Raw genomic sequence first — 21,601 nt, 5'->3', positions numbered from 1 at the left:
CATTTTCCCTTGGTAAAATTGGGCCTGAAACTGACGGGCGGCTTTGGTCTATAGCCTATGCCCAAAATCCTACAACACGCTCCACTAGCCAATAAGATGCGATTGCACCAATCGCGTAGCTGACAATCGTATCAGCCAAGCCCTTTTGTTCGGTTTGGATGCTGCCTGCCGCAGGAATAAGCCGTATGAACACAACGCCAAGCGTCAAGACAACACCGACAAACAGCAATTGGCCAATCTCGACGCCGATATTGAAGCCAAGGAGTGCCACAAAAATATCGCCTTGAGGCAGACCAATCTCGCTAAGAGCACCTGCAAAGCCCAGACCGTGCAACAGCCCGAACGAGAATGACACGATCCAGGGCCATCGTTCAGACAGGCGCAGTGTGTCGTGGTTTCGCTTGGCGATTTCGACCGCCAGAAACACGATCGACAATGCAATGACGGCTTCAACTGGCGGAGCAGGCACGTGAAGCAACCCAAGCGACGCCAAGGCCAGTGTGATGCTATGGGCAACTGTAAATGCGGTGATAGCTCCGATCAGACGCCAGACGTCCCGGATCAGAAAAAGCAGGGCGAAAACGAATAACAGGTGATCGAACCCTTCAAGGATATGTTCAGTCCCCAATTCCACATAGGTCACCAGCACCGACAGGCGAGTGGTTTCGGCAGGGATGAGGAAGGTGGTCTCGGTCGGCGTCAGGCGTGCGCTGGTCGCGAGCGACTCCAATAGGTGCACCCGTACCAAAACATCCGTTTGCGTGTGTTCAAGGCCGGGAATTGCAAGGTTCGCCCCAGCGATCCCGCCGCCGCAAGTGGTCTCCCAACTCGACACCCAGGCCGCGCCATCGAAATACGGGGCGGGGGGATGGGCAACTTCGCATTGCTCGGGCAAGCTGACGTCAATCGCCATCGGTTGTCCCTGCACATCCGGTTTTCGCCAGAATATGCGATAGCTTTCTGGGCCGGTTTCGGTGATCTCAAGATAGCCCGGTTCAAGAGCGTGGGCATGTAAAGCTGTCGCCTGAAAGATGGTCAGCACGCCAAGACCCAGAATGAACGCAATGTGGCGCAGCATCAGTTGACCGCCCGCTGGTCATTATTGACAGTGATTTGGTACTTGCCCTGCAATCCCTGCACGAACGCGTCTCTGACCTCTGACTGGTTAATTTCCCGCCACTTGGCCAGCACTTTGTCTTCAACATCTGCCAGATCGGGAAGTTCGGCTGGCGTTCTGTCAGTCACCCGCACCAGGTGCAGCCCATAGCCGGATTGTACCGGACCTGCCCAAAGGCCATCCGGAAGCGGTTCCAGCGCTGTCGCAAATCCAGTTCCGAACACGCCGTCTATACGAACAGTCGGAGCGAGCGGTACTTCTGAGGGCAGGAGGGTCAGATTCCTCAACCCCTCAGGCTTGCGTCCATCATTCAGCGCGATCAAAGTGGTTTCGGCCTGCGCAGCAAATGCGGGATCAAGAACCACCTGTTCAAACGCAATCTGAGACGGAGTGCGAAACTCCTCCGAATGGGCGCGATATACCTCCTGCAGATCCTCTTGTGTTGGCGATGCCGCACCTGCGGCCGAAGTTGCAATAAACTCCATCTTCTGACGCAGGCGATTGCGGACGATCGGGTCTTGTTCGTCCATACGCAAGGCGCGCGCCTCGCGCACCAGGACTTCTTCAAGGACCAGATTGGTAATCAGCGCATCCAACTCTTCGCCGTCGGGCTTGCGCCTCCAAATGGCTTCAAACTGCCGTTCCAAAGCTTCGATATCGGTTTGGGTGATATTAATCGCTTCGGAGTCAGGTTCGTTGCTTCCGACCAGTGCGAACAGCACGAAGATTCCCGCACCCATCAGAAGGAAATGAAGAAACGGTTCTCGAAGAACGCGGTATGCCATTGAGTTGTACCTCTTGGCCAATATCGTTGATGAACTCTGAGTATCTTTCCGTCATCTAAACATAAAAATAAATCGATATGTGCTGTGAATTGGGATTCGGACTTCGCGCGCACAGAGAAAGTAGCGCTTTTTCGCTGGCGACACCGGCGTTTGGAAGGCGTATCAGACCAAAGCGTATGTCGAATGCCGGGCCAGCCTGCTTTCCCTAAATGGCGCTTGAAACACAAAGCGGCCGGAATGATGGTGGGAAGAACGCAAGAACAGCTGTGATTTTTCTTCAAAATCAGCTTTTTGTGTTGAGGGATTTGGTGGCGGAGGTCCGTTTGGGCACAAACCCCACACAACAACTCTCTGTAAAAAACGGGTTCCGCGATCCGCAAGGCGAAAGGGACATGGTTGAATCTCGCGGTGACCTTCAGGTCAAAGGCGGGATCTTGGACGTCGTCGAACGTCATTTTTCCCGGCGGTACCGATGTAACTGAGGCCGCTTTGTAGAATTCCAAACGTGATGAACGGCAGGAATGAGCCAAAGGGGGCAGAGCGGCACCAACGTGGATCTTGGCGAAAGTCAGCTCCGAGCACATTGGGCCGCGTCGAACTTGCTTTAGATGCCTGTAATCAGAAGGTGTTTACTCGGGGTTTGTTTGACGAACTCGTTTTCTATCCAGCGAAGAACGCGCCGTTGCCCACCAAATGCCACCATCTCAATCGCTTCTTGGAAACTAACCCACCGGTAATCACTGTGCTCATGATTCAGTACCACCGTCGCTGAAGCAGCCACGAATGCGACAAATACGGGCGCCACGGTAATTGCATCGCGATCTGGTTCATAAAATTGCTCGCATATATCGGCTGAATACAGAGCGTTAGGCTTCAATCCTGTCTCTTCGAAAAGCTCTCGCACAGCCGTTTGCCAGGCCGATTCACCATCTTCGATACCTCCTGCCACTTGGCACCACTCGCCTATCAGTGACTGTGTTCTTTTTAAGAGTAGAACTTCATATCGCGTATCTATTTCTCGAACAGCTACAAGCGATACAAGGAACGACCTGATCGGAATTTCTGCCACGAGCCAGTCTCCGTACCCAGTGATTTGCAGTCCTGTGTAGGCGATTTACGTTACATGGCATAGTTTCGCTTTGTCTCGCGTTTTGGTAATTTGTATCGGCCGGCGGTTGTTGTTTAGCTTCCCGTATAGCCGTCTGACGTCCGCACCAATAGGACAGTTTGGGTCGATTTGATAAGAGAGGGTTTCTGGCTCGTCGTGACTGCCAAAGGGGTTTGACCCGGACGAGTTGCGGCTACATTCCAGAGAGCCCGGCATTAGTATTCAGCAAAAACTGGCGGAAAATTGGGCTGCTAGCCGCCCCAATGCCGCGAGCGTTTTCCCCAACCGCAGCGGCCTCAACGACCGGAGGAATCAAGCCGCGTTTGTCTTGGTTGACTAAGTAACGGCGAACCCTAGACACCAGTTCTTCCCGAACCTCAGGCGGGAACGCGCCATCAATGAAAATCGCTTCAAAGTCGATGACAGCGCAAATTGAAAGAGCGGCCTTGGCCAATTCTTGCGCCGTGGTGCCAATCCACGGCTCGACATAGCGAGAGATGCTGCTCCAATCTTGCGGCTTCTCCCATAGAATCCCCGGGTCGACACCCGCTTCGATCAATCGGTCCTCGAGCAAAAACAGCGACGCCGTGTCGATCAGTTGCTGGCTCTCACCCAATGGGCCCGTCGTGCGCATGGCGCCCAATGCACCGGCATTGCCTTGGTTGCCTTCGAACACGGTGCCGTTCAACGCAACACCGCCGCCGATCATTGAGCCAATAAAGAAGTAGAAGTAGTCACGATATTCTGCCCCACGCCCATAGAGATGTTCTGCGTGACATGCGGCTGTTGCGTCGTTGACCACAAAAACCGGCAGATCGCTGAACTTGGCAACCTCGGAAATGAAGTTCACGTTTCTCCAGGACCGGAATTTTTTTGCGGCAAGCCCAGACAGATCGTGCCATTTCCAAAGTTCGAATGGGGTCCCGATCCCGATCCCACAAACACGATCACGAAGCCTCTGAGGCTCGTGGGACAAAAGCGTGTCCAAACCAGTTTCCAAAAACCCGAAAATGACCTCTGGTAACGGATAGTCATAAGTCGTGGAAAGCTGGCGGCGTGGTGTACCTGTAAAGTCGATCAAGAGCAGGTCGGCGCTACGCCGCCCGATCTTCATCCCAACCGACAAGATACCTTCTGGGTTCAATTCCATTGGGATCGAGGGCTTTCCAACTTTCCCGCGCAGTGGGGTTCCACGCTTAAGAATCGCATCCTTTTCAAGCTTGCGCAGAATAATTGATACAGTTTGAGGAGACAGGCCCGTCAATCGCGCGACGTCGGCGCCAGCGGTGGGGCCATGTCGTTGTAAAACTGTCAAAATCAGACGTTCGTTGTGATCGCGAACCCCGCTTTGACTTACCCCGCCGGTCAGTGTTTTGAGCGCCTCTTTCTCCATATTTCTGAACATAACCACCTTGTTTTCTTATGAAAAGACGTCTGGGTAAATTAATAAATAAACTTTATTTATTTATTGACAGGAAGGCTAGAATCACTTTTTCTTGAAAAAGACCTTCATTAGAGGATGAGGGCGAGCCTCGTTGGCGGGCCATGCGGGGCAACAACAATTTTCTGGGAGGACAACATGAAAAATCTATTCAAGATTGCCGCGTCTGCTACCGCGCTTACAGTGGCTGCGGCATCTGCTCACGCGGCCGGAGAAACCGTTTGCCTGATCACTAAGACAGATACCAATCCATTCTTTGTAAAGATGAAAGAAGGCGCAACGGCCAAAGCTGAAGAGCTTGGAATGACCCTTAAGGCGTTTGCAGGTAAGGTGGACGGCGACCATGAAACGCAGGTGCAAGCCATTGAAACCTGCATTCTCGACGGCGCAAAAGGCATCCTGCTTACTGCGTCGGACACAAGCTCGATTGTCCCCGCGGTTCAGCAGGCGCGAGATGCCGGTCTTTTGGTGATCGCGTTGGACACACCGCTAAGCCCGATTGACTCTGCCGATGCTACATTTGCCACGGACAATTACAAGGCAGGCCTGCTTATTGGACAGTGGGCGAAGGCCAAGATGGGCGATGCAGCCGCGGATGCAAAGATTGCAACGCTTGATCTGAACGTTAGCCAGCCCACCGTAGACGTCTTGCGCAATCAGGGTTTCCTCGACGGCTTCGGGGTGGAATTGGCAGATCCCAACGTCATCGGAGACGAAACCGACGCACGACTGGTTGGCAGTGACGTGACGGACGGCAACGAAGAAGGCGGGCGTCGCGCGATGGAGAACCTGCTGGCCAAGGACTCGTCCATCAACGTTGTGCACACGATCAACGAACCGGCAGCAGCCGGTGCCTACGAGGCGCTCAAATCCATTGGACGCGAAAATGATGTATTGATCGTCTCGGTCGATGGCGGCTGCCCCGGGGTCCAGAATGTGGAAGCTGGCGTTATCGGGGCCACCAGCCAACAATATCCGCTGTTGATGGCGTCACTTGGCGTTGAAGCTATCAAGAAATGGGCCGACGAAGGCGTGAAGCCGGAAAACACTCCTGGCAAGGACTTCTACGATACGGGCGTTGCTCTGATCACCGATCAACCGGTTGATGGGGTGGAATCCATTTCAGTCGCAGAAGGTCTGGAGCTCTGCTGGGGCTAAGCAAAAACCTTATGGATGAGGCGCACCTGAGCGCCTCATCATTCCATTCACCATAAAACTGAAACTTCCTGTAAGCTGACCTCGTGGGACAACGCGATCCACGAAAAGGGGGAGAGATGTCCGAAGCAAACCAAGGCACCCAGGAATTCGAAACTGCGGCCAGTCGAACAGAAACTGTTGCAGAGTTCGAAGACCATCGGCGCGGCGTTCTGGGGAAGTTGCAGCATCTTCTCCACGTCAACCCATCTTTCGTGCCCTTGATCGTTCTGGTCGGTGCAATCCTGATCTTCGGGCTGCTTTTGGGCTCCAAGTTTTTCTCGCCATTTGCGATGACCCTGATCCTGCAGCAGGTCCAGATTGTCGGCATTGTGGCGGCAGCACAGAGCCTTGTCATTCTGACCGCAGGCATCGACCTGAGCGTCGGTGCGATCATGGTGTTCTCGTCCGTGATCATGGGGCAGTTCACCTTTCGATATGGTATCCCCGTGCCCGTTGCAGTGTTTTGCGGCCTCGCCGTTGGCACCGCAATCGGAGCGATCAACGGCTGGCTTGTCAGTCGCGTTAAACTGCCCCCGTTCATCGTGACGCTGGGCATGTGGCAAATCGTTCTGGCCACCAATTTCTTGTATTCCGCAAACGAAACCATCCGCAGTCAGGATATTGAGGCCAACGCCCCCTTCCTGCAATTCTTTGGCACCAAGTTCAGCATCGGCGGCGCCACATTCACTGTTGGCGTGATGTTCATGCTAATCCTGATTTTCGTGCTTGCCTACGCGCTGAAACACACCGCCTGGGGCAGGCATGTCTACGCGGTCGGAGATGACCCCGAGGCCGCCGAGCTGTCCGGTGTCAACGTCCACAGAACCCTTATGTCCGTCTACATGCTGTCTGGTCTAATCTGCGCATTCGCGGGTTGGGCTCTGATCGGGCGCATCGGATCTGTTTCGCCAACGTCCGGCCAATTGGCCAACATTGAAAGTATCACAGCGGTTGTGATCGGCGGCATCTCTCTGTTCGGTGGGCGGGGCTCGATTCTGGGGTCGCTGTTCGGAGCGCTGATCGTCGGTGTGTTCACTCTTGGATTGAGGCTGTTGGGTGCAGATGCGCAGTGGACCTTCCTGCTCATCGGTCTTCTCATCATCGCAGCGGTCGCCGTTGACCAGTGGATCAGAAAGGTATCGGGCTAATGTCAGACGCAACTCCAGTCGTCCAAGGACGTGGGATCGTGAAGCGCTATGGCCACGTGACCGCCATCGATCACTCCGATTTTGAACTGCGGCAAGGAGAAATTCTGGCGGTGATCGGGGACAACGGCGCGGGCAAGTCGTCCATTGTAAAGGCAATCTGCGGCGCCACGATCCCGGATGAAGGCGAGATTCTGATTGAAGGAAAGAAGGTAAACTTTACCTCTCCAATCGACGCCCGGAATATGGGTATCGAAATCGTCTATCAGCAACTTGCCATGTCTCCTGCCCTGTCGATTGCGGACAACATGTTCATGGGGCGAGAGATCCGCAAACCGGGTTTCATGGGCAAGTACATGCGTCAGCTCGACCGCCCCGCCATGGAGAAGTTCGCACGGGACAAACTGACTGAGCTTGGCCTGATGACCGTCCAGTCGATCAATCAGGCGGTTGAGACGCTGTCCGGTGGCCAGCGACAGGGCGTGGCCGTTGCGCGCGCAGCGGCCTTTGCGACCAAGTTCATCATAATGGACGAACCGACGGCTGCGTTGGGCGTGAAAGAAAGCCGCAAAGTACTTGAACTGATCCAAGATGTGCGGGCTCGCGGCATTCCGATCATCCTGATCAGTCACAACATGCCGCATGTCTTCGAGGTCGCTGACCGAATTCACGTGCACCGGCTGGGCAAAAGACTCTGCACGATTGACCCCAAGGATTACACGATGTCTGACGCTGTGGCCTTTATGACCGGAGCCAAGGAACCACCAAAAGAAGACGCCGCGTGATCGAGCAGGATGCAAGAAGGCGCGTGTGCGACTTGATCACCTCCCGGAGGCAGGTTGGGGTTCGGACGATTGTCGCAATCGCCAGCCCCCCTGCATCAGGAAAATCGACCCTGGCGGAAACCGTTGTGCTATTACTGAACGCATAACAGAGCTCGACGGTTCCGTTGGCTATCCGCGCTGTTCAGGGTCTTGCGGCCTCAACGGTTAATCGTGCTGAAAAACCAGACGCCAAGGCGCAGGGTAACATCAGATACCTGGTTTCTGAAATCGTTGTGTCTCCGATGGAAAACGACGTTATTCCGATTGAGGTTAAGGGACGCATAAGCGCCTTCGTCTCGAACCAAGAATCTAGAGTGGGGGGGGTGATGGTAGCGGAGGAGGGACTTGAACCCCCGACACGCGGATTATGATTCCGCTGCTCTAACCAACTGAGCTACTCCGCCTTGAGTGAGAGGCGATTTAAGCGAGGGGCAGGGGAGGGTCAAGAGGGAAATCACCCTAACCGGGGATTTCTTTCACGGCTTCGGGCACCGTATTCTGCATGGACGTTCGAGGGACTGTCGTCGCCTCTACCATCCTGCGGACGAACGCAGCGCATGTTTCCGGTTCTGTAATCAGAATCATATGACCCAGCCCGTCCAGTTCTTCGTAACTCAGGCCATATTTGATCATCGGAGGGCCGTGAAACGCCGGAGACAGGAGCGCGTCCTGACGACCGTAGAGGATACCCCCCGGCACAGACAGCTCGGGATACCTGGCCACCTGTGCATCGCAGCTGGCATCCAATCCTATGACATCCTGCGAGGCGGTGACAAATGCTGAAGGGCGCAGCCCAAGCGCGCCACCTGCACGGTCCAGAAAATCATCCGGTGGGGTTTCCGGCCCAAAGGCCACGCCCAAACTGTGTGGTGCTGTTTTTGAGGCCATGGGCACCGCGATCGTGTTTGCGATCAGGCTGCGCAGCCATTCTGTCCGGATTTCGAGCGGTTTGAAGATCACCGGCGTTTCGGGCAGCCTGTGCGTCAGCGGGGCCAACAAAGCCAGGCCGGACACCCGCTGGGGATGATCCAAAGCCAGTGCCAGTGACACCGCGCCTCCCAGCGAGTGTCCCACCAGTACGGCTTGATCCACGCCTTTGGTCTCCAGAAATTCGGCAATCATTGCGGCTTGTTGCGGTAAATGTGCCAGTTCTGCCTTGTCTCGTGTCGAGTACCCGCATCCAGGCCGATCCAGCGCTATGACGTGATATTCCTCTGACAGTTGATCCACCAGCGCATACGTGAAGTGCTGTAACTGCCCGGCGAGGCCGTGAATCATGACAATGGTTTGTGCGTTGGGATCGCCTTTTTCCACAAAGTGAATGCTGCCGCCCTGAACGGGCACAATCTGACCCAGCTGTGGCACGGTTTTCAGACCCTGACGCATTATCCGTCGGGTCCACAAAGCCATAGCCAGAAGAAAGGCGAGAAAGGCTGCGATCAGGCTTAAAACAATTGTCATTTAGCTGTCTCCGGTCCCGACGGGATTGTATTGCTCCAACCCCGACTGTGCCATGCGTTTTTGATATTCGCCAACGGTGCCCGGCCAAAGAGTTGTGTTTTTACCGTCAGCATCAATGTACCACGAGGTGCACCCGCCGGACTGCCAGACGCTGTCGGTGTGACGATCAGCCATTTCCTGCGTAAAGCCCGCCTGTTTCGTTTCGTTAGGTGTGATTGCGGAAAACCCTTTGCGCTTCATCTCGCTTAGGAGCCGGCCGATGTGCTCGACCTGCGCCTCGATCATCAGCACGACCGAGTTGTGGCCCAAACCTGTATGCGGACCCAGCAAAACAAAGAAATTGGGAAATCCTGCGACCGATGTGCCCAGATGAGCGTTCATGCCGTTTGCCCATGCCTTGCGCAGTGTCAGTCCGTCAGAGCCCGTGATGTCCAGCCGCTCAACCACATTGGTCACGTGAAAGCCGGTGCCCCAGATCAGCACATCAGCCCGGACCTCAGTACCGTTCACTGCAATGATTTTATCCCCGTCGATACGGGCTACGCCCTGCGGGACAACGCTGACATTGTCGCGGGCGAGCGTCGGGTACCAGTCATTCGAGCTGAGAATGCGTTTGCAGCCGATCTGGTAGTCGGGTGTCAGAACGCGCCGTTCCTCTGGGTCGGTGATCGCGGTTTCCAGCGATTTTCGCCACATCTTCAGAGCAAAATTCATCGCCCGCTCTTCGCCCCGGAACACGCGGTGACGGAACTCAAAAAACATGAAAATCAGCTTGCGTCTGATACGTGGTAACAATGGAATGCGGGCGTATAGCTTGCGTACCCACGGCGCGATCGGGCCATCCGGGCGCGGCATCACGTATGGCGCGCTGCGCTGAAAGATGGTGACATGGCGTGCGAGTTTGGCGACCTCAGGCACGAATTGCACAGCCGACGCCCCGGTGCCGACAACTGCAACCTCTTTGTCTGTCAGATCCACTTGGTGGTCCCATTGGGCCGAGTGAAAACTGGGGCCGGGAAAACTTTCTGCGCCCGGAAGATTCGGAATACTCGGATGATGCAAGGCCCCAATTGCAGAGACCAGAAACCGGGCCGACCATAGATCCCCATCAACGGTTTCAACGTGCCAGCGGCCGCCATCCCATCTGGCCGACTTCAGTTCACGCCCGAAATGGCACAGATCATAAAGCCCCTCTTGTCGCGCGACGTCTTTTAGGTAGGCCTGAATTTCGGCACCCCCGGCATAAGCACGGCTCCAGTGCGGGTTCGGATGGGTGGCCATGGAATAAAGGTGCGAGGGCACATCACAGGCCACGCCGGGATAGGTATTTTCGCGCCACGTGCCGCCGATATCATCGGCCTTTTCCAGAATCGCAATATCGGAGAGGCCACGTTTGCGGGCCTCAAGCGCCATGGTCAGCCCTGAAAAACCGGCGCCGATGATCAGCATTTCCGTCATGTGGTGCATTTCTGCGCCCCTCCTGAAACAACCATACGGGTACGTGTTGCAGATGTATGCACCTGTTTGACAGTGAAGCAGGTTACTTAACGAAAGGTAACCAAAGGTTCACTTGCGCTGCGTGCGCACGATAATCCCGGGATATGGCCCGTGTCGCTTCCTGCAAGCACATATCGCAATCAGAGAGGTGACGGCTCCGCGAATCCGCCAGTTTGTGTGAAAATTGGAGGATTGCCCTTTGACTACTCGCACAGCTGCGCGGTCCGGTGGACGCTCTGCCCGCCGCGCCCAACGTACCGCTCCGAACTTTGCCATGCTGCCGGGCCTGACCCGAGGCATTCCCGTTTGCGAAGTCATGGACGGAAGCCAGGTCGAACGGATCGACAACGCCGCAATGGACATTCTGGAAAATGTCGGCGTTCAATTCCGCGACCCCATCGCGCTGGAAGATTGGAAGAAAGCCGGTGCCAAGGTTGTCGGAGAGTTGGTCTATCTGGACCGCAACATGGTGCGCGAGCTGATCTCGACCATTCCAACGCAGTTCACCTATCATGCGCGCGACCCGCAAAAGAACCTTGCGCTGGGTGGCAAGCATTCGATCTTTGTTCCGATGACCGGCGCGCCTTTCCTGCGCGATCTGGATGACGTGCGGCGGAACCCGACGCTGGATGATCTGGCGATGTTCCATAAGCTTTCGCACATGATGCCTGCGCTGCACAGCTCGGCTCACCATATTGTCGAGCCTTATGATCACCCTATCAGCCAGCGGCATCTGCGCATCACCTATTCGTCGATGAAGTACTCGGACAAGACATTCATGGGCATGACCACCTCGCCCAAGAATGCCGAGGATGTGATGGATATGTGCGATATCCTGTTCGGTGAAGGCTTTATCGACGACCATCCTGTCACCACCGGCAACTGCAACGGCAACAGCCCTCTGGTGTGGGATGAAACCATGCTGGGCGCGATGCGTGCCTTTAGCCGACGCAACCAGCCGGTTTTGTGCTCGCCCTTCGTTTTGGGTGGTGCGAACACACCCGCGTCGGTGCCCGCGACCGTAGCGCAGCTGACAGCCGAGGCGTTGTCGGCGCTGGCCTACACACAGGTGATCCGCAAGGGTGCACCTGCGATCTGGGGGCACTACTTGTCGACCGTGTCGATGAAATCCGGTGCGCCCATGGCGGGCACACCTGAAATCAGCTTGATGAATTTCATGATCGGTCAGATGGCGCGGTATTATGACGTGCCGTGGCGCACTTCGAACACGCTGGGCGGGGCTAAGACGTTTGACGCGCAAGCGGGATACGAATCCGCCACAACGCTCAGCGCTGTTATCCACGCCGGAGCCAACTATATCTGGCATTCGGCAGGCTGGAATGAGGCGGGCATGCACTGTTCGGTCGCCAAGTTCGTGGTGGATGCGGAACAATGCGCAATGGCTTACCGCATGGCGGAAGGTCCGAAATGGCACGATTTCGAACAGGCGCTTGCGGCGGTTCCGGATGTAGGCCCTGGTGGTCACTACCTTGGCCATCCGCACACGCAGGACAATTTCCAGACGGCGTTCTTTATGCCTGAACTCTTTGACAACAACTCGATCGAACAATGGGTGGCTGAGGGCGAAGTGGAAATCACAGAACGCGCCTTGAAGCACGCGCGAAAACTGCTGGCCGAGTACCAAGAGCCAAAACTGGACGAAGCCAAAAACGAGGCGCTTCTCGACTATATCGCGCGCCGCGAAAGGGAAATCCCGGCGGCGGATGAGTTGAACCAGAACTACTGATACAATCTCCCCGTACTGGCCCGCCCGCAATCCGGGTGGGCCCTTTTTTCGTTCAGGACAAGCCGAGAAACATGAAGATCGCCGAACTCCATATCTACAGCCACGACCTGCCGGTTAAAAACGGACCCTACACTATGGCCAACGCACAGGTTTGGTCGCTGGATACCACACTGGTCAAAGTTGTTGCAGATAATGGTCTGGTGGGTTGGGGCGAGACCTGCCCGGTTGGCCCGACATATGCTGAGGCGCACGCAAAAGGCGCCCGCGCTGCATTGCTCGAAATGGCCCCCGGCCTGATCGGAACCGAAGCACTTCCGCTAACCTTGCATCGCCAGATGGATGGGCTGCTGAACGGGCACGCTTATGCCAAAGCAGCAATCGATATCGCAGTTCATGATGTGTTGGGCAAACATCTGGGCGTTCCTGTCTGCGATCTGCTGGGCGGAGCAACCACAGACACGGTGCCGTCCTATTATGCCACTGGCGTTGGTTCGCCGGACGATATTGCCCGTCTGGCCGCCGAAAAGATGGCCGAAGGCTACCCGCGTTTACAGATCAAGGTCGGGGGCCGCCCGGTTGAGATCGACATCGAAACCATCCGCAAGGTCTGGGAGGTTTTCAAAGGGTCGGGTACGCGTCTGGCGGTAGACGGCAATCGGGGCTGGACCACGCGCGACGCTTTGCGCGTCAGCCGCGAATGCCCTGAAATTCCGTTCATCATGGAACAGCCCTGCAACACCATTGAGGATTTGCAGAAGATCCGGCCTCAGGTCACGCACGGCATTTACATGGACGAAAACAGCACCAGTCTGAACACTGTGATCTCGGCAGCAGGGATCGGTCTGGTCGATGGGTTCGGGATGAAAGTCACTCGGATCGGCGGGTTGAACCCCATGCGCGCTTTCCGCGATATTTGCGAAGCCCGAAACCTTCCGCACACCTGCGATGACAGCTGGGGTGGGGATATCATCGCCGCGGCCTGCACTCATGTCGGTGCAACGGTTCGGCCCGATCTGCTGGAAGGCGTCTGGCTTGCCGCGCCTTATATCGAAGGCAACTATGATCCTGAAAATGGCATCCAGATCAAAGGCGGACATATTGCGTTACCAAACGGGCCGGGGCTGGGTGTGGTGCCTGATGAAGGTCAATTCGGCACCCCTGTTGCGTCGTTCTAACTGTGGATGATCTCATGAACCTGAATGGAAAATCGGCTTTGGTCACTGGTGCGGCAGGAGGCATCGGGGCGTCAATCGTTGAGCGTTTGCGCGAAGCTGGTGCGCGGGTCGCGGTTGCGGACCGGTCGGTCGATGGCATTGAGGCCGAAGCGCATCTGCCCGGCGATCTGCTTGATCCAGACTATGCCGACCAATTGCCTAGGGCGGCGGCGGCTGCGCTGGGCGGGCTCGATATCGTGATCAACAACGCAGGTGTCATCACACGCGGGTCTGTCACTGACACGTCGGATGCGGATTGGTCGTTGTCACTGGGCGTCAATGTCGAAGCCCCGTTTCGTATCTGTCGCGCGGCGATCCCGATCATGGCTGAAACAGGAGGGGGCGCTATCGTTAACACCGCGTCTTGTTGGGGGCTGCGCCCCGGTCCCAATCACGCCGTTTATTGCATGACCAAAGCGGCCATTGCGTCCCTGACCCAATGTATGGGTATGGACCATGCCCATCAGGGTATCCGCATCAACGCTGTATGCCCGAATGAGGTGAATACGCCTATGCTGCGCTCGGGTTTTGAAAGGCGCGGCTTTGATCCCGATACAGCCGTGGCCGAGCTGGGCCAAACCGTGCCGCTGGGCCGCATCGCCGAGCCCGAGGATATTGCAGACGTCATCATGTTCCTCGTCTCGGACGCGTCGCGTTATGTTTGCGGTACGCTGGTTGAGATCAACGGAGGGAAGCCCGTTTCATGAAGCGGTTCGAGGGAAAAGTGGCGCTGGTCACAGGCGGGCGCAGCGGTATCGGTCAGGCCATTGCCCGTCGGTTGCGGGATGAAGGCGCGCAGGTCTTTACCGCGCAACGAGGAGAAGACAGCGAGTTTCAAGGCATCGCAGCGGATTTCACCGACCCCGCCAGCCCTGCACAGGTAGTCAGTGAAGTGATTTCCGATGCTGGGCGCCTGGATGTGTTGGTCAACAACGCGGGTATGATGCAGGAAGCCTTGGTCGAAGACATGAGCCTTGAGGATTGGCATCGCAATCTGACGGTCAACCTGACCGCACCTTTCCTGATGATCAAAGCCGCGCTGCCGCATCTGCGTCAAACCCGTGGCAGCATCGTCAACACCGGGTCTATTGAAGGTTTGGGCAGCAATCCCGGTCACGCGGCTTATTGCGCGTCCAAAGCGGGTCTGCATGGTCTGACCCGCGCCGTCGCCGTGGATCACGGGGCTGAAGGTATTCGCTGCAATGCCGTGGCACCCGGATGGATCGATACCGATCTGAACGAGGATTTCATTGAATCCATGCCCGATCCCGCTGCATTTCGTCGTGACGTTGCCAAAATCCACCCTGTGGCCCGGACCGGGCAACCCGAAGAGGTTGCAGCGCTCGTCGCCTTTCTGGCGTCAGCAGATGCGGGTTTTATCACCGGGCAGGTTTACACGGTGGATGGCGGGCGTATGGCCAAGCTCAGCTTGCCCTGACGCCGACACATCATTCCTTGCCGGATCGCCATTCTTTCCAGAACAGGTAGCTGTTCGCCCCAAGCGAGGCGAATGGCTCGGGCGGTAATCTGGGAAGGTCCGGCTGCGCTAGAAAGTGATCTGCGATTTCCGACCCGCCCTGCATCACCAGTTCCGCGATACCCATGCCCTGCAGGGTTCCTCGGGCGATGCCCAGGCCATTCTGACAGCAGGCCGAAAATACGCCGTTTTCAAGCTCCCCAAACGCTGCGGACCCATTTCGGCTAAGGCAGAGCATTCCGGCCCAGCGGTGCTCCATCTTGACGTCTGGCAGGTGCGGGAAACGTTCCTTGAACTTGCGGTCATGTACCCGGCCAGCATTGCGCATCCGCGTCGTAGTGGTCTCAAGTGTCGGGTGAAAGCTGGAACCGGTGCGGATTAGGATGCGATCACCGTAGCTGCCGGAAATGCGTCGCACCGATGTGCCCATCGGATCGGCCGGTGTTACCGACCAGCGCGATTGACCGCCCAGCGTCTTGATCTGTGCCTCAGTCAACGGGGCCGAGATTGAGGCGTAAAGGCAGATATGCATCAATTGTCGTTGGTAGAAGCCAAAGCTTTCAAGATGGCCGTTATTGGCCAAAATGATCCGCCCGGTGCTGACCCTGGCCTTGGCGGTGTTGACCACCCAGCCTACGCCCTGCTTTTCGAAACTGGTGACGGGCGAGTTCTCGAACACGTCAATCCGTTCAGCCAATTGGGCTGAAAGCGCCCGCACATAGGCTGCGGGCTGGATCATCACTGTACCCGGCGCGTAAAGCCCCGAGGTGTAATGCGGGCTGCCCGTGATCTCTTGCATCTGTTGCTGGTCATAGAGCGTATGCGGCTCGCCCAGTTTCGTCAGGTGCTGAGCGAATTCGCGGTTATGCGCGTCGCCCGCCCTGGTGGCAGCGGCATTGTACTTACCGCAAGGGTCGAACATCTCTTGCGGCAGAGCACGTTCCGAGGCCGCGTCGGTCGCAAAAGCTATGGCCTTGCGGTTCAACGCAATGGCAGCACGATCCGCCTCTAACGCATCGCCCGCATAGTTGTCCGAGGCCAGATCATGGGGCAGGTCGATCATGAAGCCCGAATTCCGCCCCGCAGAGCCATCCGCAAATCGGCCCGCTTCCAGCAGAACGATCTTGAGTGACGGATCCAGTTGATGCAGACGCCGCGCGGTGCTGAGCCCGGCAAACCCACCGCCGACAATGGTGATTTCGGCGGTCAGGTCCTTGTCCAGCTCCGGCAGAGGTGTCTGAGGCGGCAGGATGGCATTCCATCCCGCCGGACCTGTCTGCCGGGGTAGTCTTTTGGCCTCGAACCGCGTCAATCCACGGCCTCGTCTGCGTCATCGGCCAGATCGATCCAGATGGTTTTCAACTGGGTGTACTGATCATGGGCGTGGACCGAATTGTCGCGACCGCCAAAGCCAGACTGCTTGTAGCCGCCAAATGGCGTGGTGATGTCGCCTTCGCCAAAGCTGTTGACCGTCACAGTGCCAGCCCGAATGGCCCGCGCACCGCGTATGGCACGCTTGGCGTTGGCCGTGAAGATCGAGGCACACAGGCCATAGTCCGTGTCATTGGCGATCTTGATGGCTTCGTCAAAGCCCGATACTTCGATCACTGACAAGACCGGGCCAAATATCTCCTCTCGCGCCAGCGTGGCGTCATTGCCAGGTACTTCGACCACCGTAGCCTCGACAAAGCCTTTGTTTGCTTTACCGCCGATCACCACGTTCTCGGCCTGATCCAGATAACCGCAGACCTTGTTGTAATGCCCTTCGCTGACCAGCGCGCCCATGCGGGTTTCCGGGTCCAGAGGGTCGCCGATATTCCACTGTTTGGCATGATGCGCGATGCGCTCCAGCAACTCTGCCTTTACATCCTTGTGCACGATCAGACGCGACGAGGCCGAGCAGTTCTCGCCCATATTCCAGAACGCGCCGTTCACCACGTGCGCGGCCACACGGTCGAGGTTCTCAGCATCATCCATAACGATGGCTGGGTTCTTGCCGCCCATCTCCAGCACCACCTCTTTGGCGTTACTATCTGCGGAATAGGTCAGGAACCGTTTGCCGGTCACGGTCGAGCCGGTGAAGGAGACCATGTCAATTTCCATGTGCCGCCCTATGGGTTCACCGACCTCTGCGCCGCCACCCGGAACGATGTTCAGAACGCCGCACGGCAACCCAGCCTCCATCGCCAGCTCGGCCATACGCAGGGCGGTCAGCGTTGTCTCAGCCGCTGGTTTCACTACGACCGAGCAACCTGCCGCTAGAGCAGGCCCGATTTTCCACGCCAGCATCAGCAGCGGGAAGTTCCAGGGCAGCACCAGGCCGACAACGCCAATTGGTTCGCGCACCACCATGGCGATGTGATCGTCGCTGGCGGGCGAGACTTGATCGTAAATCTTGTCAATCGCCTCGGCGTGCCATTTCAGGCAGTGGATCGTCTCGGGCACGTCCACGGTTTCGCAATCAAAGATGGTCTTGCCGCTGTCGATGCTTTCCATCACCGCCAACTCGCGCGCATTGCGGGTCATCAGCTTGCACAACCGGATCAGCACATCCTTGCGTTCGCTCGGATGCAGCTTGGACCAACGGCCATCGTCAAACGCCTCACGCGCCTTTTCGACAGCAAAGTCCACATCCGCCGCGCCGCAAGACGCGATATCCGCCAGTTTGCCACCAGTGGCTGGGTTCACTGTCTCAAAGGTCTCACCCGAAATCGCGGGACGGAATGCACCGTCGATGAAAGCGCCTGTGGGCAGCGTCAAGCCTGCGGCGATGGATTTGTATTCGTCCTGTGTCAGCAGATCCATGTCTCTTACCCTTCAGCCACAATGTCAGCGATTGTCTTCTTGAGCACACGCGTCACCTGTTCCAACGCGCGTTTGTCGTCTTTGTTCAGACCCTTCAGCGGAGGCCGCATGGCGCCCGCATCGATCCCGTTCATAGTCACGCCATGCTTGATGGTCTGGATGAACTTTCCACCCTGTTCCAGTACCCGCATCAGCGGCATCATCGCGGACATGATGCGGCGGCCCTTGGCAAAGTCGCCCTCAATCACGCAGGCATTGTAAAGCGCCACATGCTCGGCAGGCAGGAAGTTCGACCCGCCACAGACCCAGAACGGCGCGCCCCAGGCGAAGAACTCTAGCGCCTGGTCGTCCATTCCGCAGCCCAGCTGGATGTGAGGATAGTCCCGCGCCAACAGGTGCACCCTGTTAATATCGCCCGAGCTTTCCTTGATGCCGCAGAAGTTTCGGCTGCGGCCTACACGGTCAAGGAACTCCTCTCCCATCATCGTGCCGGTGCGGTGGGGATAGTTGTAAAGCATTACGGGCAGATCGGCGGCCTTGTCGATGGCTAACGCGTTCAGCGCATTTTCCCGGTCGGTCGGCACCGAGTAGGGCGGGCTGGCCAGCAGGATCGCATCTGCGCCAATCTCACGTGCGCCCGATGCCAAAGCAATCGAGTCCGACGTTAGCATCGCGCCTGTGCCAACCACCAACGGCAGTCTGCCGTTCAGCTTCTCATGAGTGAATTTGGCCAGCTCCAGCCGTTCTTCCACGGTCTGGGCATAGTTTTCACCGGTCGATCCGCCGGAGATCAGACCATGCACGCCGTTCTCGATCAGGTATTCGATCACGTCGGACAGGGCGTCCCAGTTTACGCTGCTATCGTCGTGATAGGGCGTGACCACAGGGGTATAGATACCCTCAAACTTGAAAATCGGGTTCATTCCGTCCTCATGCAGGTTTCGAAAGGGGCGGGACGCCCATTGGGACATCCAGCGCGTCAGGCATCACGAACATTTCAATTTGATCGCGTGACAGGTTCCAGTGATCTTCGGCTAGCTTCGCGGCAGCGGCTTCATCTCGCGCCTCGATAGCCGCTATGATCGCGTCATGCTGTTGGCTGGCAAGAGACAGGTTTTCCGACATTTCACCGCTTTGCGGGCGATAAAACGTCATACCGATCCTTGCGTGATCGATCAGCAGCCGGTTGAACGACGGCAGAAGGTAGACATTACCGGACATTTCGCCGGTCACATCGTGAAAACGGTTGTTGGCAAGTGCTCGGTCTTCGCCAGAGCCCTTGCGCAGCGCCGTTTTGAACGCTTGCTGTGCGTCTTTAAGGGCTTCGATTTGCGCAGGGCTAGCGTTCACCGCCGCCAGACGCAGGATTGCGCCGTACACCATTGGGGCAGCAAGAAAGAAATCACGCAGCGTGGTGTACGACATCTCGGATACCCGCGCGCTGCGGTTTGTTCGCAGGTCAAGATAGCCTTCTCCGGCCAATTGCCTGAAGACCTCGCGCAGCGGTGTGCGTGACAGACCAAATTCGTCGGACAAATGCGCTTCGTCCAGATCTGTGCCTGGCTGCAGGCGCAGCGTTAGGATGGATGATTTCAGATGCTCTTGTAATGCGGCTTTACGCGATTTGGCTTCGTCTTTCATTCCCTGAATCCGTTCTTTCTGCGCTGCGCTCGAATCGTGTGCGGTGGTTGTTGTGTATTCCAGAAAAATACAACTTGTACACAAAAAAAATTCGTGCAGCATGGGCGCCTGCAAAATAGACTCACATTTGGGTGCTGACCCAAATTCAAAACGGTACAGCTTATGCCACAAACGCGGCACATCACATTTGTCTTGGTTGAAGAGTTCTCGCACCTCGCGTTCTCATGCGCGGTCGAACCGCTGCGCATTGCAAACCTTGTAAGCGGCGAAGACCTTTATAGCTGGAACTTCGTGTCCGAGCAGGGCGAACAAGCTGTGTGTTCCAACGGGTCAGTCACATTGGTGCATTCCGGACTGGAAAGCCTGACCAAATGTGACCAGCTTTTTGTTCTGTCGGGTATCCATATGCGCAAGCATGTCACGCGCCCTTTGCTGGCTACCCTGCGGCGCGAACGCGCCCGCGGCACGCCGATCGGGGCTCTTTGCTCGGGTGCCTGGGTGTTGGCCGAGGCCGGCTTTCTTGACGGTATGCAGGCTGCGATCCACTGGGAATACCACGACGCTTTCATGGAAGCTTTTCCCGAAGTTAATCTGGTCCGCAGCGTGTTTGTGGCTGACGAAAAGCACATTACCGCGTCCGGCGGTACTGCAACGGCAGACTTGATGCTTCACCTGATCGAGCGTGACCATGGCGAAGAGCTGGCAATCGATGTGGCCGATCAGATGGTTTACAATGCGGTGCGCAATGCAACGGCGAAACAGCGGGTATCGCTGCAATCGCGCAATGGCATGCGTAACGCGCATCTCGCCAAGGCGATCAACATCATGCAGGACAGTATAGAAACCCCCGTCTCACCGTCCTTCATTGCCGAAGAGCTTGGAATTTCCACTCGGCAGCTTGAACGCTTGTTCGGCAAGTATCTGAATACGTCACCCAAGAAGTATTTTATGGAGATGCGGTTGGAGCGGGCTCAGAAGCTGCTGCTGCAAACCGAGGCCTCGGTTACCGAGATCGCCATCGCGTGCGGGTTCGAAAATCCCGGTCACTTTTCGCGTGTGTACCGGTCCAGCTTTGGCGTCACACCGCACGCGCAGCGCAACAAGATCGACTGAGTACCGTTTGCGTAAGAATTCTGCTGTCTGATACGGCAGGGGATGCCGCACTTACCCGGTCCAAAAAGGGACCAGAGCGGGCATCCCCCTAACCCTGCCGAGATACCCCCTCATTAAAACCGGACTAGTCAACAGATCGACAGGATGATGCAGTAATAGATAGCGATATTGGCATAACTATCACCAGAACTTGTCATCGATGAGTTTCTTGTGCCCACATTCCTTAATCTTTGCCTTATTTTCGATCTTCGGGTCTCTCACGAGAGGTCGAGAGCCCGCAGGAAAACACAGGTTTCACCGCGCTCAATCACTCGTAAAAACCCTTTTGAACAATGGTGTGAATACGGTCTTTGCAAAAACTCAAGGCCGGAGCGATTTCGTTGGTCAAGACAAACAGCATGGGGAAGAAGGTCAAAAGACGAGCCCGAAAATCCGCGTGGTGCAGGCTATCGGCATTCCTTGGTATATCGGAAGAAAACATAGAGACACTTAACTTTTTAACCAACTTCTTCGCAGACCCGGTCGCTGAGATCGTCGGTGCAGAACGACAAACATTCCGCTGGTTGGTCCGATTTGACTGGTCCGGATTTACCTGACAGCACCGTTTCCTAAATAGTTGGCCAGACAACAGACAATGCCGCTTTTAGCCAGCACAAGCTAGTACTTCGGAATGAAAAGTTTTCTTTGCTTCAACGTACTTCAGCTATTTAAAACGGTAAAGGTGGTCTAAGCTTGTGTTTCTCATCACAAGCCAGTTTTGTAGCCGGTGCAGCAATCATAGCCTGCAGTGGTCTTACGATACGTTTGGCGTTGCAAATGAGCGAACGATTTCTTCCGCTAGCCAGCTTTCCACTTTTCTTTGGAATTCAGCAATTGTCCGAAGGCTTATTGTGGGTTTCCATTGATAACCCGTCGGCGAACCCTTCTTCGGCAGCTGCGTTGACGTTTCTCTTCTTTGCCTATTTCTTTTGGCCGTTTTGAGTTCCACTGTCCGCGGCTTCGATTGAAAGTGACCGGCGTCGCAGGCTC

Annotated in this window: 19 protein-coding genes and 1 tRNA gene; 9 read left to right on the top strand and 11 right to left on the bottom strand. The window is 56.4% G+C overall.

The genetic code is table 11. The features are described 5' to 3' along the window. Positions 1-55: 55 nt before the first annotated feature. The 4 genes from GS646_RS13245 to GS646_RS13230 all read right to left on the bottom strand — a co-directional run bounded on the left by GS646_RS13245 (position 56) and on the right by GS646_RS13230 (position 4,403). On the bottom strand, positions 56-1,078 hold the full coding sequence (locus GS646_RS13245) for a HupE/UreJ family protein (RefSeq protein WP_171188460.1): 1,023 nt from the start codon (positions 1,076-1,078) through the stop codon (positions 56-58). Continuing rightward, positions 1,078-1,902 (bottom strand): peptidyl-prolyl cis-trans isomerase, encoded by an 825-nt coding sequence (locus GS646_RS13240; RefSeq protein ID WP_171647842.1) that lies wholly within the window; start codon positions 1,900-1,902, stop codon positions 1,078-1,080. Before GS646_RS13240 ends, GS646_RS13245 begins: the two co-directional genes overlap by 1 nt. Before the next feature lie 604 nt (positions 1,903-2,506). After that, the gene (locus tag GS646_RS13235) at positions 2,507-2,971 is read right to left on the bottom strand and encodes an NUDIX domain-containing protein (protein ID WP_171188456.1); all 465 of its coding nucleotides are present in this window, start codon (positions 2,969-2,971) and stop codon (positions 2,507-2,509) included. 232 nt (positions 2,972-3,203) lie between these two features. Next, on the bottom strand, positions 3,204-4,403 hold the full coding sequence (locus GS646_RS13230; protein WP_171647871.1) for an ROK family transcriptional regulator: 1,200 nt from the start codon (positions 4,401-4,403) through the stop codon (positions 3,204-3,206). Positions 4,404-4,589: 186 nt separating this feature from the next. Here GS646_RS13230 and GS646_RS13225 point away from each other — a divergent pair, with 186 nt between their 5' ends. From GS646_RS13225 to GS646_RS13215, 3 genes are all read left to right on the top strand, one after another. Beyond that, the gene (locus tag GS646_RS13225; RefSeq protein WP_171093906.1) at positions 4,590-5,609 is read left to right on the top strand and encodes a sugar ABC transporter substrate-binding protein; all 1,020 of its coding nucleotides are present in this window, start codon (positions 4,590-4,592) and stop codon (positions 5,607-5,609) included. A gap of 116 nt (positions 5,610-5,725) precedes the next feature. Beyond that, entirely contained in the window at positions 5,726-6,796 is a 1,071-nt protein-coding gene (locus GS646_RS13220) for an ABC transporter permease (RefSeq protein ID WP_171188454.1), read from the top strand. Continuing rightward, positions 6,796-7,578: an ATP-binding cassette domain-containing protein gene (locus tag GS646_RS13215; protein ID WP_171093903.1), complete on the top strand. Its 783-nt coding sequence runs from the start codon at positions 6,796-6,798 to the stop codon at positions 7,576-7,578. The genes GS646_RS13220 and GS646_RS13215 overlap by 1 nt, the downstream gene beginning before the upstream one ends. Before the next feature lie 366 nt (positions 7,579-7,944). Here GS646_RS13215 and GS646_RS13210 read toward each other — a convergent pair. The 3 genes from GS646_RS13210 to GS646_RS13200 all read right to left on the bottom strand — a co-directional run bounded on the left by GS646_RS13210 (position 7,945) and on the right by GS646_RS13200 (position 10,545). Then, positions 7,945-8,021 (bottom strand) — tRNA-Met (locus tag GS646_RS13210). Positions 8,022-8,076: 55 nt separating this feature from the next. After that, positions 8,077-9,078 carry an alpha/beta fold hydrolase gene (locus tag GS646_RS13205; RefSeq protein WP_171188452.1) on the bottom strand — a complete coding sequence of 334 codons (1,002 nt, stop codon included), beginning with the start codon at positions 9,076-9,078 and terminating at the stop codon, positions 8,077-8,079. Further along, a complete protein-coding gene (locus GS646_RS13200) occupies positions 9,079-10,545 on the bottom strand; it encodes an NAD(P)/FAD-dependent oxidoreductase (RefSeq protein WP_171647846.1) in 1,467 nt (488 codons plus the stop codon). Between the two features lie 229 nt (positions 10,546-10,774). On the opposite strand from GS646_RS13200, the gene GS646_RS13195 reads away from it, so the two are divergent. The 4 genes from GS646_RS13195 (at position 10,775) to GS646_RS13180 (ending at position 14,974) form a co-directional block, all read left to right on the top strand. Then, on the top strand, positions 10,775-12,322 hold the full coding sequence (locus GS646_RS13195; protein ID WP_171188448.1) for a trimethylamine methyltransferase family protein: 1,548 nt from the start codon (positions 10,775-10,777) through the stop codon (positions 12,320-12,322). A gap of 71 nt (positions 12,323-12,393) precedes the next feature. Beyond that, positions 12,394-13,497: a mandelate racemase/muconate lactonizing enzyme family protein gene (locus GS646_RS13190; protein ID WP_171188446.1), complete on the top strand. Its 1,104-nt coding sequence runs from the start codon at positions 12,394-12,396 to the stop codon at positions 13,495-13,497. A gap of 14 nt (positions 13,498-13,511) precedes the next feature. Further along, on the top strand, positions 13,512-14,243 hold the full coding sequence (locus GS646_RS13185) for an SDR family NAD(P)-dependent oxidoreductase (protein ID WP_171188444.1): 732 nt from the start codon (positions 13,512-13,514) through the stop codon (positions 14,241-14,243). Further along, positions 14,240-14,974, top strand: coding sequence for an SDR family NAD(P)-dependent oxidoreductase (locus GS646_RS13180; protein WP_171188441.1), 735 nt, complete (start codon positions 14,240-14,242; stop codon positions 14,972-14,974). The genes GS646_RS13185 and GS646_RS13180 overlap by 4 nt, the downstream gene beginning before the upstream one ends. Before the next feature lie 10 nt (positions 14,975-14,984). Here the strand turns inward: GS646_RS13180 and GS646_RS13175 are convergent, their stop codons facing one another. Genes GS646_RS13175 through GS646_RS13160 form a run of 4 tightly spaced genes read right to left on the bottom strand, consistent with a single transcriptional unit; the run spans position 14,985 to position 19,459 of the window. Continuing rightward, positions 14,985-16,325: an FAD-binding oxidoreductase gene (locus tag GS646_RS13175; RefSeq protein ID WP_171188439.1), complete on the bottom strand. Its 1,341-nt coding sequence runs from the start codon at positions 16,323-16,325 to the stop codon at positions 14,985-14,987. Further along, complete coding sequence (locus GS646_RS13170) at positions 16,322-17,818, bottom strand: aldehyde dehydrogenase (RefSeq protein ID WP_171188438.1); 1,497 nt, start codon at positions 17,816-17,818, stop codon at positions 16,322-16,324. Before GS646_RS13170 ends, GS646_RS13175 begins: the two co-directional genes overlap by 4 nt. A 5-nt stretch (positions 17,819-17,823) precedes the next feature. Further along, positions 17,824-18,741 carry a dihydrodipicolinate synthase family protein gene (locus tag GS646_RS13165; RefSeq protein ID WP_171188436.1) on the bottom strand — a complete coding sequence of 306 codons (918 nt, stop codon included), beginning with the start codon at positions 18,739-18,741 and terminating at the stop codon, positions 17,824-17,826. A 7-nt stretch (positions 18,742-18,748) separates the two neighbouring features. Beyond that, positions 18,749-19,459 (bottom strand): GntR family transcriptional regulator, encoded by a 711-nt coding sequence (locus GS646_RS13160; protein ID WP_171188433.1) that lies wholly within the window; start codon positions 19,457-19,459, stop codon positions 18,749-18,751. Positions 19,460-19,621: 162 nt separating this feature from the next. On the opposite strand from GS646_RS13160, the gene GS646_RS13155 reads away from it, so the two are divergent. Continuing rightward, a complete protein-coding gene (locus GS646_RS13155) occupies positions 19,622-20,572 on the top strand; it encodes a GlxA family transcriptional regulator (RefSeq protein ID WP_171647848.1) in 951 nt (316 codons plus the stop codon). Between the two features lie 732 nt (positions 20,573-21,304). Further along, on the top strand, positions 21,305-21,553 hold the full coding sequence (locus GS646_RS23235; protein WP_371732085.1) for a DUF6629 family protein: 249 nt from the start codon (positions 21,305-21,307) through the stop codon (positions 21,551-21,553). Positions 21,554-21,601: the final 48 nt, after the last annotated feature.

The sequence above is a fragment of the Ruegeria sp. HKCCD4315 genome, assembly GCF_013112245.1.
Classification (GTDB): domain Bacteria; phylum Pseudomonadota; class Alphaproteobacteria; order Rhodobacterales; family Rhodobacteraceae; genus Ruegeria.
Note: the sequence above shows the minus strand (reverse complement) of the source record. Positions and strands in the feature narration are given on the sequence as shown.